Origin of the sequence: Algoriphagus hitonicola (assembly GCF_900113375.1) — a bacterium.
In the GTDB taxonomy this organism is placed as follows: domain Bacteria; phylum Bacteroidota; class Bacteroidia; order Cytophagales; family Cyclobacteriaceae; genus Algoriphagus; species Algoriphagus hitonicola.
Window position 1 is genome coordinate 276,731 of the sequence record NZ_FOPC01000002.1, and the last position, 12,541, is coordinate 289,271.

The window sequence follows — 12,541 nt, forward strand, 5'->3', positions numbered from 1 at the left end:
TGGTTTAGTTTAATTTTAATCGGTAATCTAGGACTATTTCTGCACGTCAGTGACTTCTACGTCAAATACCAAAATGGAGTTAGGTCCGATCATCGCACCCGCACCATTTTCGCCATACGCAAGTGGTGAAGGAATGAGAAACTTCGCTTTGGATCCATTTTTAAGCAGTAGCAATCCTTCGTCCCAGCCTGGGATTACCTGTCCCATTCCTACATTGACCGGAAGTGGTTCGTAAGGACGCTCAGGGTCATACATTTCGTTTTCTTTGGCGATTTCCTCCCAGCTTGTGTCAAACAAGGTCCCGTCCAAAAGATAGCCTGCATAATTGACATACATGGTTGTACCTGGAGTCACTTCATCACCCGTTCCTTCTTCTTCGATGGAATAATAAAGACCATTTTCGGTTTTTTGCACCTCGATGTTATTTTCTTGGGCATACTCTTCAATCGTCTTTCCTTCTTCCACGATCAGCCCTTTGGCACGCTCAGCTTTCGCAGCATTTTCCTTTTCCATTACTTTGGCAAAGTAATCCTGAATTCCAGCCTCGTCCATGATTTCAAATGCTCCCAAGCGTACTTTGACTGCTTCACCTTCCTCTAAGAAAGGAGGAAAATTAGGTCCAAAGATGGTCTCTGCCTTGGATTCAAAAGTGATACTATCACCTTTTTTAAGGTTCAGGAAAATCTCATCCATTCCATTGTTGGTAGGTGTAGAATCATTAGCCTGAAGATAGCCCGGGAACGGCTGATCCAGCGTAGTGTAAATTACGGAGTCTTCGCCATTTTTGATCTCTAGATGATAGAGAACATATTCTCCGTTTTCAGGCTTTTGGGAGCCTTCCTCGACGTAGCTGTATTCAATACCGTCCTTTTCTGTTACTTTGGTTTTCTGACAGGAGGAAACACTTAGGCCTAGCACCACCGCTAGGATAGCCAGAAGGCTTTTGGAATTTTTCATAAAGATTTGATGGTTTTTTTATTCACGTGTAAAAGCCTTCGGTTTAATCCGCTGAAATGGTTTCTTTATGAAACAATTCATCCTGATGCTCCTCCACCAAGGATTCGAATCGCTCGATGGTTTCTTTCAGACTAAGTTCGGATTTGCCTCCGGCAGCATTTTTATGTCCTCCTCCATTGAAGTAGGACGCAGCAAATTTATTAACCGCTACATCAACCGTGGATCGGAATGAAATTTTTATTCCATCCTCCCGTTCAGAAAATAGCGCGGCAATTTTGATTCCGTCCAAAGATAAAGCATAATTCACCAATCCTTCGGTGTCCCCGGTACGGCTTTGATATTTTTTAAGATCTTTTTTACTGATTGCAAAGTAGGCAGTATGCAAGTCCTCTCTAATAATCAGTCTTCGACTGATGGCAAAACCGATAAATTTCAGTCGATTGATGGAGTAGGAGTCATAAATCCAGTTGGCGATCTGAGAAGCATTGGCTCCAATGTCAATTAACTCAGCGACGACCAAATGGACATTTTTGGTTGTATTAGGATGCCTAAACCCCCCGGTATCGGTCATGATTCCGGCGTAGAGGCACTCGGCAATATCCTTATCGATCAGGTGCTTATCGCCTAAATTGACGATTAGCTCGTAAATCAGTTCACAGGTCGCAGCGGCTTGGGTACTCCAATATCTGAAATTCGCAAAATCCTCCGGATCCTGATGATGATCAATATTGACAATGTAGGCATCCGATTGACGGATCATCTCTCCCAGTTCATTTACCCTATTCAACGCCGAGAAGTCCAAACAGAAAATAATATCTGCTTGAAAAAGAGCTCTGCTGACAGCTGGCTTAAGGTCATCACGGCTAAAATCCAATACCGAATCATTGCCTTTCATCCAATTGAGGAAAGAAGGGTAATCAGAAGGAGTAACCACCGTGACCTCGTGTCCTTTCTTCAGCAGATAGTTGGCCAGTCCCAGAGAGGAACCCAGCGCATCTGCATCAGGCTTGACGTGAGTGGTGATAAATATTTTTTTGGGTGAGGAAAGTTCTTTCTTAAATGAGGCTAATGCTTCCATTTATATCTATTCAACGGCACTTAGGCACTAGTAGTCCGCAAAGGTCATGAATTTTTTTGCAAATGACAACTCGGTCATTTTGCTGGAAATGAAGCAAATAAGGGAATATTCAGTGGATTCACTCGGATTCTGATTTCTATTCCCCTATTTTTGCGGCCGAATTAAACCAATATAAACTCAATAACACATGGCAGGAAACAGAACATTCACCATGATCAAGCCTGACGCATTTGAAGCGGGCAATTCTGGAGCAATCCTAAAAATGATCGAAGAAGCAGGATTTAAAATTGTTGCGATGAAAGCTACCCAACTGACTCCTGAGCTGGCTGGAAAATTTTATGAAGTTCATAAAGAAAGACCTTTCTACAAGGATCTTTGTGCCTATATGTCCTCTGGACCGATTATCGCGGCTATTTTGGAAAAAGACAATGCCGTTGAGGATTTCAGAACCTTGATCGGGGCGACTAATCCAGCAAATGCAGCGGAAGGTACGATCCGTAAGATTTTTGCCAAGTCCATCGAAGCGAATGCGGTTCACGGATCTGATTCCGATGAAAATGCTGCAATCGAAGGAAGTTTCTATTTCTCTCAAACAGAAAGAGTAGGGTAATTCTCTTAGAGAAAGCATAAAAAAAGCGCCAAATACGGCGCTTTTTTTAAGCATTATTTTTTTCGATTACCAAGAGCCTCCTGCGCCACCGCCTCCGAAACTTCCGCCTCCGAAGCCGCCAAAACCACCGCCGCCTCCAAAGCTCCCTCCGCCACTGGAGAAATCTCCAAATTTTCCTCCGCCACCTTTTAGCATATTGGCCAGCATAATGGTCGTCCACAGGTCAACTCCTCCGCCTCGACCGCCCATGTGGTTGTCGTTGTCGCTTTTATTTCTGATCAGTGGCAGCACCACAAAAATCACAATGAAAAGTAAAAATACAATCAGTGCGCCTCCACTATTGCCATCAGAGACTACCTCATCGGCATCGTATTCTCCCGAGGCCAATTTGAAGATCATATCTGTGGCCTGATCCAATCCTGTATAATAATCCTCCGTTTTGAAATTGGGAAGGATCAAATTAGACACGATTCGCTTAGCCAAGGCGTCCGGCACCGCGCCTTCTAGTCCGTAACCAGTCGCAATGAAAACTTTCCGATCATCCATTGCGGCCAGGATCAGAATCCCGTTGTCATTTTCTCCTCCTATTCCCCAGAGATCGCCCAATTGAAAGGCATAATCCGAAATGTCGTATTGGCCGACAGATTTGATCAAAACGACGGCGATTTGAGATGAGGTGCTGTCATCGTAGGCCACCAGCTTATTTTCCAATCGGGAGACTTCATCCTGAGAAAGCACTCCGGCAAAATCATTGACTAGCCTGGGGGGATCTGGCACAGGAGGAAAATCCTGAGCCAATCCAGCTACAGCTTGTACTATTAGAAAGGCACTAAATAAAAGAGCTTTAAGCCCCAAAGGAAATCTCATCTGATAATTCGTTTTCATCGTCATCCCCCTGATGGGGAAAATGTGCAGCAAGCTGTTCTCCAGCACTATGAATGCCATCAATCAGGCCCAAGGTAAACTCTCCTTTTTTGAATCGGGAAGTCATGTGATCTTTGATACTTTCCCAAAAATCCTTAGGAACGACTCGGTTGATTCCGGCATCCCCCAAGATGGCAAACTTATGATCCAAAACCGCCAAATAAAATAACACCCCATTCCGCTGGGCAGTTTGATACATTTTTAGTTTTTCAAACACCTCCGCAGCCCGATCCAGTACATCTCCTCGACAGTGATTCTCGATATGCACTTGAATCTCTCCTGAAGTTTGGTTTTCGGCGGTACGGATCGCCGCTACGATTTGCTTTTTCTCCTCATCGGAGAATAATTTCTTAGCCATGGCTTTTAATTAAAACTCTACCGCGGGGGCATTTTCTGCTCCAGCAGCTGCCTCAAAGGTTCCCTTGGTTTCAAAACCATACCAGCCCGCAAAAATATTATTGGGGAATGTTCTCAAATTGGTATTGTAGGTGATTACGGACTCATTGAAGTTTCTACGCGCCACGGCAATCCGGTTTTCAGTGCCTTCCAGCTGTGCCTGAAGCTCCAAAAAGCTTTGATTTGCTTTGAGGTCTGGATAACGCTCGACGGTAACCAACAAGCGACTTAAGGCGCCGGAAAGCTGGTCTTGCGCGGCTTGAAACTGCTCGATATTTTCTGGGCTCAGATTATTGGCATCGATATTCATGGAGGTGGCTTTTGCCCGGGCTTCTACCACTCCAGTCAAGGTCTCCTGCTCAAAATCCGCATAGCCTTTGACGGTGTTGACCAGGTTGGGGATCAAATCTGCTCTTCGTTGGTATTGGGTTTCCACTTCGGCCCATTGACCGTTGACTTGCTCCTCAGTTTGGACAAACATATTGTAAGTACCAACAGCTTTGGTGTAGATAAACACACCGACAATCGCCAAGATCGCAATGGGAATTAATAGTTTTTTCATGTTGTGCTTTGGTTAGAAAACTTCTCTATGGACGGTTATTTTTTAACATTGGTTGTCCTGAATTTTAACGGTTCAAAAGTAAGAAATTAAAACCGGATCATTCTCCGATTTCATATTTGCTTTCGCAGTGTAAACTGGTAGGTAAAATCCTCATAACGGACCAAATCCTCATCAAAATACCGACGAACCTCAATTTCAATCGTTCGGCCTTCTTCGGAGCGCAAAAGCTTTATCACCTCTGAGAGCTCCCAGATCAAAACCGGGATTTTGTTGATACTCAATATCTCATCAAAGGGCAATATCCCGGCATCCCCGGCAGGGGACCCTCTTCTAACGTCACCGATGTAAAACCTTTTTTTATCAGAAGGAGTCTTTCGTACCGTCAGACCGCTCATATCGTATTCGTATGGCGCATAAAAAGCATCCCCTTTTTTGATATAGGCCTTTTCATTGGGATAATCCAATATCAATCTAGTCCTACCCAAAACTTCGGAGCCCAAACTCCCTAACCTTCCCGTATTTTTGATAATGTATGAAAAGGCCGTCTCATCTGGATAAGAAGTCAAAACTTCTTGCTGCTTAAAGTTTCCTATTTTAAGCCAATCCACCCTTCCAATGTAGCCGTACAAAAGACCACCCAGACTTTGTCCCAATTCCGCCTCAATAAAAAGCGGGGGCATCGTAATGCTTTCAGTGGTCTCCCTATTCAATAGTAGTCCGTGATTTGCACCGGTATCGATCAAAAGTTTGGCATCCAGCGTACTCCCGTCTTTTTGTTTGACTTTCGTTTGGATGTAGGGTTTGCTCTGATTGATTTCCAAGTCTAGTTTTCTAAAAAAAAGTGGTTTCCAGCCCAATTTGTCAGTTTTGTAAAAATCGATTCGCTCATGATCATAATTGATCTTCACTGGATTGAATTTGAAAAATTCATACCCGATTATTCCATAAATTGGCACTCCCACCACGGCCTCCAAATCCAGAAAATTATCCTCGATGACCAAGAGACTTTGCGCGACTCCCTCGATGGGTCCCAAATCAAAATGATTGACGGGAGATACCGAGGCCATGATTTCATTACTTCCATCAGCCCCCATGAGATTCAGTCGGCGGGTATATTCCAATCCCAAGGCATCCCCCAGGTCCTTCGAAAATAGAATATTCGATCTCACCCCCGTGTCGATTAGAAAATTCATCGGCGGGTTTCCATTTACCGAAACCGGCACGATGATCAAACTATTGGAGGCATAAAAAGGCAAAATCACCTTCCGTTTATCTTCCTTCATAAAAAAACCAGGTAATTGACCCCAACTATCGACAGAAAGGAGGAGCAGCAGAAAAATTGCAAAACAACTATTCTTTAACATGAATCGGCCTATGGGTGATTGCTTTAATATACGGTTTTTTAAAGTCAAATTTCAAAATTGTATAACGAGTTTCCTTGGGGTCTTTGTTTGACCCGAAAGAAAAAGAATTTAATTAGATTGAAACCAAATTAGGATGTTTAGGGCTTGGGTGGTTGTCAAAAAAATGAGAATGAATCATCTTTATTTTTGGAATATATAAACCATGGCAGATAAAGCATTAATTGAGAAGGCAAAAAAAATATTTGAAAATTTCCTGATAAAGCAGGGAAGTCGCAAAACCCCTGAGCGTTTTTCAGTCATCGATGAACTTTATTCCCTACCGGAAGATGAGCACATTGACGTGGAGGGGCTTTTTTTGAAAATGCGCAACAAGGGATACACCATCAGCCGGGCGACTATTTACAACACCCTGGATCTTTTGGTCGAAAGCGGTCTAGCCGTCAAACATCAATTCAAAGACAAGGTAGCGCTCTACGAACAAGCGCTCACCTATAAGCATCATGATCACCATGTATGCAACCAATGTCGGAAAATCCGGGAGTTTTCCGATCCCAAAATCAATCAGATCAAAGATATGATCGGCAAGGAATTTCAGTCCGAGATCACCTCGCATTCTTTGGTGCTGTACGGAGATTGTCAGATCCCCCACTGTGAAAATCTCACCGTAATTTAAATTTATTGAAATAGCTTTTTGTAAATCGGCTTCCGATAGAGAAACTGCAAATAAAGTGCGGGATAAAGTAGAAAAGTAACCAGAGCATTTGGTCCGGCATAGCTAATTTCATCTCGGATTATGGTGCCTGAGCCCTGCCGAATGATCCGGTGCTTGTGTTTCCATTTTTTTAGAAAAAAAGGAAGCTCGATTCCCTCGTCCACAAAGTAAAATTCTGCTTCGGAAAGTTCGTCCTCCGTGATTCTACTGGTCCACTTTTGCTTGAAAAAGATAAAATTCAGCTCCAAAGAAACCAAATCACCAGTTTTGGACCCGTCAAATCGGAGCAATTTCACAGGCGGAAAAGGAGGACTTAATTTTTTGAAAAGTGACTCGTTGAAGCCCTCCATGACTCCATGAAGGGATGCATTGACAGGAGTTTCAATGGTGATTTTCATGATTAAAAGCTAAGAACAAATAACAAAAACAAAATTAACCAAATCCCATCCATAAACTGCCAGTAGACGGTGAATAGCCGGATTCGCATTTTTTCAAAGGGATTGGTCAGCAGGATCAAATGCTTGATTTCGTCAGCTTGGTTTTTTTTCAGCTGAACCCACAGAATCACCGCAAAGATCATCGCCCCCACTAAATGGAAAATATGGATTCCTGTCAAAACATAAAGAAAACTCCCACTGGGAATTCCCTGCAAACTGATTCCCATTGCCTCCAACTCAATCCAGCCGGAAATCTGCAACAGTGTAAATACAAGCCCAAGTAGCAAGGTGTTTCGAAGCGAATCGATGACTTTCTGAGTTCGCTCCTCTTGGTAAAAAATCCGCATTCGTGTAGCGGTATAGCCGCTGATCACCAATAAAAACGTGGAGAGAAGAAAAGAAATGGGCATTTTTTGATTGAGGCCGCTCAACTGATCCAAGCCTGAAAACAAAAATGCAATCGTCAAAAACATAAAGATCAAGCCACTTCCAAACATCCCCAAATATAAGAGTGTCTCGTAGGGATGTAGATTTTCTATTTGCTGAAACCAGGTTTGGTTTTTTTGGGGCTGCTTCACGTTCAGCAAAACAATTTTTGACCCCTTAGGTTCAAAATTTTATTGAATAGATGAATTTGGGATTCAACCATCCAAATCCACTAAATTGCAGGCCCAAATCTAACAATCCCCCAATCTCTTGGACCAACAGGCTTTCCTTTCCATATATCAATCTGATCCTTTTTTCCAGACCTTTTCAGAAAAACTGTCCTCCGGTGAAAAAGCCGGTTTTCAAATACGAGGGCTTTCAGGCAGTCTGGATATGGTGGTTTTTGCGAGCTATTTTCGCTCCAGAGGTGGCTTTCACCTGATCATTGCCCAAGACAAAGAAGAAGCGGCCTATCTGAATTCTGACTTGCAGAGTTTGCTGGCGATGGAGGAGCATCTCGTTTTCCCATCCAGCTTTAAGAGACCCTATCAATACGAGGAAGTTGATAACGCCAATGTGCTGCTTCGATCCGAAATATTAAATCAAGTTTTGGAGCACAGGGGTAGTCCAAAAGTCATCGTTACCTATCCCGAGGCACTTTATGAAAAAGTAATCAATAAGCGGTCGCTAAAGGAAAATACATTTACGGCCAGTGTAGGAGAGAAAGTTGACATGGCTTTTGTCTCGGAGCTATTGAGCAGCTATGATTTTGAGCGGACAGACTTTGTCTATGAACCGGGACAATTTGCCATCCGGGGAGGGATTTTAGATGTCTTTTCCTTTTCCAATGAGCATCCTTACCGAATCGAACTCTTCGGAAAAGAAATCGAAAGTATCCGAACATTTGATCCGGAGACTCAGCTGTCCATCGATTCGGTGGATCAGATTTCCCTTATTCCCAATACCCAAACGAAGCTACTCCAAGAAGTCCGCCAGTCATTTCTGGAATTCCTGCCCGGTGAGGCGATCCTTTGGATCAAAGATTATCAGCTTACTGCCGATGTGATGACTGAGGCCTATCACAAAGCCGAGATTACTTTTGCCCAAATTCAGGCCAAAACCAACCAAACCAAGACAGTGTTGAATCCGGCGGACCTTTTTGATCAAGGAGCTGATTTTACCCGGATGGTGACCAAATTTTCTTACGTGGAATTTGGACGGCAATTTTATCTCAAAACTTCAAATATCCTCGAATGGGATTCCCAGCCCCAGCCTTCCTTCAATAAGAATTTCACGCTTTTGGTGAGCAATCTGTCCGAAAATGAAAAGAAGGGTTTTACCAATATCATCACTGCCGAAAACGCCAAACAAATCGATCGGTTGATTGGGATTTTTCAGGAATTGGATCCCACTTTGCAGGTTCAAAGCATGTTGATTGGGCTGAGAGAAGGTTTTGAAGATCGGAGCAAAAAATTGGTTTGTTTTACTGATCACCAGCTTTTTGAACGGTTTCATCGCTACAAATCCCGGAAAAAAGCCAGTAAATCCAAGGCTCTTACCATCAAAGAACTCAAAGCCCTACATCCGGGCGATTACATCGTTCACGTGGACTATGGAGTCGGGCGCTTTGCCGGATTGGAAAAGGTGGATGTGGCTGGCAAAATGCAGGAGGCCGTGCGATTGGTCTTTCGGGATGATGATTTGTTGTATGTCAATATTCATTCCCTGCACAAAATCTCCAAATATTCTGGACAGGAAGGTCAGATGCCATCCATGTCTAAATTGGGATCTCCTGAATGGGAAAATAAAAAGAAGCGTGCCAAAAAGCAGGTAAAGGACATCGCCAAGGATCTCATTGCCTTGTATGCCAAGCGAAGATCGGCTCCAGGCTATGCCTTTTCGGGAGATTCGGTCTTGCAGGTGGAGCTCGAAAGCTCCTTTATCTACGAAGACACGCCCGATCAGGCTATTGCGACCTCAGATGTGAAATCCGATATGGAAAAATCCTATCCCATGGACCGATTAGTCTGTGGAGATGTAGGATTTGGAAAAACAGAAGTGGCTATCCGGGCGGCATTCAAAGCGGTAAATGACCGTAAACAAGTGGCAATTCTGGTTCCAACCACGATTTTGGCCATGCAGCATTATCAAACCTTCAAGGAACGGCTTTCAGATTTCCCGGTCAACGTGGATTATATCAACCGATTCCGTACGGCTAAGCAGGTGAAAGACATTATCGAGCGGGTCAAAACTGGTGATATTGACATTTTGGTGGGAACTCACCGAATCGTAAACAAGGATATTGTTTTTAAGGATTTGGGACTTTTGGTCATTGATGAAGAGCAGAAATTCGGAGTGAAAGTCAAAGATCAGCTCAAAAACCTCCGGGTAAATGTCGATGTACTAACTCTGACAGCCACACCGATACCCCGAACCCTTCATTTTTCATTGATGGGGGCACGGGATCTTTCGGTGATCGCTACTCCTCCACCCAACCGTCAGCCGGTCACCACTGAAGTTCAGACCTTTCAGGAGGAAGTGATTCGCGATGCCATCGCCTACGAGCTGCGTCGAGGCGGACAGGTATTTTTTGTCCACAACCGCGTAGGCGAAATTGACAGCATTGCAAACTTGATTATGAAACTAGTCCCGGAAGCCAGAGTGATCGGAGCGCACGGGCAAATGGACGGCAAAAAGCTGGAGCAGGTGATGGTGGATTTTATCAATCATGAATACGATGTCCTCGTATCCACCAATATCATCGAATCGGGATTGGACATTGCCAATGCCAACACCATTATCATCAATCGTGCGCACATGTTTGGGCTCAGCGATCTCCATCAGATGCGTGGTCGAGTAGGTCGGAGTAACAAAAAAGCATTTTGCTATTTGTTGACCCCTCCGATGTCAGGATTGACTCCGGAGTCTAGAAAACGACTTCAAACCTTGGAAGAGTTTTCCGATTTGGGAGACGGATTCAAAGTGGCGATGAAAGACCTTGATATTCGCGGGGCGGGAAATCTTTTAGGCGCCGAGCAAAGTGGATTTATCACCGATTTGGGCTTTGAGATGTACCATAAGATTCTCGATGAGGCTGTTCAAGAATTGAAGGAAAATGAATTTGCGGCGCTTTTCGAAGAGGATCTGAAAGAAAAAGTAAAGGTATTGGTCCAGGATTGTACCATCGAGACAGATTTGGAACTGCTAATCCCCGAGGAATACGTGGGCAATATCAGCGAACGATTGGGATTGTACTCCAAGTTGGATTCGATCAAAAACGAGGATGAGTTGGATCAATTTGCCACCATGCTTACAGACCGTTTTGGGCCGATTCCCGACTCTGTCATCGACTTAATGGAGACGGTCCGGCTACGCTGGAAAGCAGAAAAGTTGGGAATAGAAAAACTCGTACTCAAAAGCAATCAAATGAAATGTTACCTTTTGCCGGCGAGCAGAGAAGACTTCTACAGTTCTCCGGTATTTATGCAGATCATGAAATTTGCCCAATTGAATTCACGGAATTTTAAAATAAAGGAACACAAAAATCGTTTGATTCTTACCGTAGGGGAGGTAGGTAGCATTTCATCCGCTCAAAAATGGCTAAAAGAGATGCTTGAAAGCAAAAATTAAAAAATTTTAACTGGCATAAATATTGCACTTTCGCACACAAAATTTGTCGTAAAAGCCCAAATTCGCTTAAATTAAGGCAATGGGTTCTTATCGATAAGCTAATATACAATTGGAAGTGCTCGTTATAGGCTATATATTAGCGCTTTAAACTTGATCTAAACTCGAAAAACATATGCGTTTTAGTAACAAATCCTATGGAATGTGGGCCGCCGCTCTGATGATCGTCGGAGGGTCCGTGCTCTCTTCCTGTAACAAAACTCCTGGCTATGGCCGACGCACTGCAAACAATCCCGGGAAAAAAAGTGCTACTACAGGCGCTGAATTTTCTTTTGAAGAAAATGATTCGACCAGCTTTTTTGTAGCTAGAAATGCAGAGCAAATTCCCGGTCCCAATTTGAAATTTATCCAAGGGGGTAGAGCAGTTTTGGGTTCACAGGAAGAAGACGTGATGGCATTCCGGGATAATTTGGAGAGAACCGTAACGGTAGCAAACTTCTATCTGGACGAAACAGAAATTACCAATAACGATTTTAGAGAATTCCTCTTCGATATGAAGAAGCGAGTAAGCGCCGATTCATTGGCCAATCTCGAACCGAGAGAAGACGTATGGGGAGGAGCTTTGTCATTCAATGACATGTATCAGTCTTATTATTTCAGATTCCCTGGTTTTAACTTTTATCCGGTAGCCGGAGTGTCTTGGCAGCAAGCCAATACCTACGCCAAGTGGAGAACTGAATATGTACAAGAACTTATTCGTGAAGAGCGGGGCATAGACTCCTCTTTCACCAAATCGCAATTAATCGAGCGAGGAGTTGCGCTTGCCGATTACCGCCTTCCTAGTGAAGCTGAATGGGAATATGCTGCCAAAGCGATGATTGGAACACAGTATCTGGATGAAAACCAAGAGTATGGCCGAATTTATCCTTGGGATGGTCGAGGAGTGAGAAATCCATACAACGTCAAGCGAAAAGGTAAGCAAGGTGATTTCTTGGCTAACTTTAAGCGAGGACGAGGTGACTACGGAGGTATCTCCGGAAATCAGCGTAATGACGGTGAAATCCTTCCTACCAATGTATACGATATGGCTCCCAATGATTTTGGATTGTACCACATGGCCGGAAATATGAACGAGTGGGTATATGATGTCTACCGTCCATTGACCTATCAAGATGCTGATGATTTGAACCCTGTGCGTAAGGACGGATATAAGGATGAGGCTGAAAACTACGAAATTTCAATGTTTACCGATGACATCCGTGTTTACAAAGGCGGAAGCTGGAGAGATGTTACTTATTGGCTTGCGCCGGGTACCCGTAGATTTATGCATCAGGACTCTGCGACCAACCATATTGGTTTCCGATGCGCTATGATTTCTATCGGAGAAAAAGGAAAATAAGAATTCTTATTTTTAAAAAAGGCCAAGTTGACTCAGATCAACTTGGCCT

12 protein-coding genes are annotated in these 12,541 nt (G+C 43.7%); 4 read left to right on the top strand and 8 right to left on the bottom strand.

All coding sequences use genetic code 11. The features are described from left to right. Nucleotides 1-33 precede the first annotated feature (33 nt). Both BM043_RS03955 and BM043_RS03960 read right to left on the bottom strand, forming a co-directional pair. Nucleotides 34-957, bottom strand: a complete 924-nt coding sequence (locus BM043_RS03955; RefSeq protein WP_092789047.1) for an FKBP-type peptidyl-prolyl cis-trans isomerase — start codon at nucleotides 955-957, stop codon at nucleotides 34-36. Nucleotides 958-1,000: 43 nt separating this feature from the next. Continuing rightward, nucleotides 1,001-2,035 carry a DHH family phosphoesterase gene (locus BM043_RS03960; protein ID WP_092789049.1) on the bottom strand — a complete coding sequence of 345 codons (1,035 nt, stop codon included), beginning with the start codon at nucleotides 2,033-2,035 and terminating at the stop codon, nucleotides 1,001-1,003. 187 nt (nucleotides 2,036-2,222) lie between these two features. On the opposite strand from BM043_RS03960, the gene BM043_RS03965 reads away from it, so the two are divergent. Then, nucleotides 2,223-2,645 carry a nucleoside-diphosphate kinase gene (locus BM043_RS03965; protein ID WP_092789051.1) on the top strand — a complete coding sequence of 141 codons (423 nt, stop codon included), beginning with the start codon at nucleotides 2,223-2,225 and terminating at the stop codon, nucleotides 2,643-2,645. A 66-nt stretch (nucleotides 2,646-2,711) separates the two neighbouring features. Here BM043_RS03965 and BM043_RS03970 read toward each other — a convergent pair whose 3' ends face one another. The 4 genes from BM043_RS03970 to BM043_RS03985 form a co-directional block, all read right to left on the bottom strand. After that, nucleotides 2,712-3,512 (bottom strand): TPM domain-containing protein, encoded by an 801-nt coding sequence (locus BM043_RS03970; RefSeq protein ID WP_092789370.1) that lies wholly within the window; start codon nucleotides 3,510-3,512, stop codon nucleotides 2,712-2,714. Beyond that, nucleotides 3,490-3,927: a TPM domain-containing protein gene (locus BM043_RS03975; protein WP_092789053.1), complete on the bottom strand. Its 438-nt coding sequence runs from the start codon at nucleotides 3,925-3,927 to the stop codon at nucleotides 3,490-3,492. Before BM043_RS03975 ends, BM043_RS03970 begins: the two co-directional genes overlap by 23 nt. Nucleotides 3,928-3,936: 9 nt before the next feature. Continuing rightward, nucleotides 3,937-4,527 carry a LemA family protein gene (locus BM043_RS03980; RefSeq protein ID WP_092789055.1) on the bottom strand — a complete coding sequence of 197 codons (591 nt, stop codon included), beginning with the start codon at nucleotides 4,525-4,527 and terminating at the stop codon, nucleotides 3,937-3,939. A 110-nt stretch (nucleotides 4,528-4,637) separates the two neighbouring features. Further along, nucleotides 4,638-5,810, bottom strand: a complete 1,173-nt coding sequence (locus tag BM043_RS03985) for an aspartyl protease family protein (protein WP_245752931.1) — start codon at nucleotides 5,808-5,810, stop codon at nucleotides 4,638-4,640. 283 nt (nucleotides 5,811-6,093) lie between these two features. On the opposite strand from BM043_RS03985, the gene BM043_RS03990 reads away from it, so the two are divergent. Continuing rightward, nucleotides 6,094-6,564, top strand: coding sequence for a Fur family transcriptional regulator (locus BM043_RS03990; protein WP_092789058.1), 471 nt, complete (start codon nucleotides 6,094-6,096; stop codon nucleotides 6,562-6,564). 2 nt (nucleotides 6,565-6,566) lie between these two features. Here the strand turns inward: BM043_RS03990 and BM043_RS03995 are convergent, their stop codons facing one another. Both BM043_RS03995 and BM043_RS04000 read right to left on the bottom strand, forming a co-directional pair. Further along, on the bottom strand, nucleotides 6,567-7,001 hold the full coding sequence (locus BM043_RS03995) for an SRPBCC family protein (protein ID WP_092789060.1): 435 nt from the start codon (nucleotides 6,999-7,001) through the stop codon (nucleotides 6,567-6,569). 2 nt (nucleotides 7,002-7,003) lie between these two features. Continuing rightward, a complete protein-coding gene (locus BM043_RS04000) occupies nucleotides 7,004-7,618 on the bottom strand; it encodes a cytochrome c oxidase subunit 3 (protein WP_245752932.1) in 615 nt (204 codons plus the stop codon). Between the two features lie 118 nt (nucleotides 7,619-7,736). Between BM043_RS04000 and mfd the strand changes: the two genes are divergently transcribed. Continuing rightward, on the top strand, nucleotides 7,737-11,096 hold the full coding sequence (gene mfd / locus BM043_RS04005) for a transcription-repair coupling factor (RefSeq protein ID WP_092789062.1): 3,360 nt from the start codon (nucleotides 7,737-7,739) through the stop codon (nucleotides 11,094-11,096). 172 nt (nucleotides 11,097-11,268) lie between these two features. After that, a complete protein-coding gene (gene gldJ / locus BM043_RS04010; RefSeq protein ID WP_092789064.1) occupies nucleotides 11,269-12,492 on the top strand; it encodes a gliding motility lipoprotein GldJ in 1,224 nt (407 codons plus the stop codon). Nucleotides 12,493-12,541: the final 49 nt, after the last annotated feature.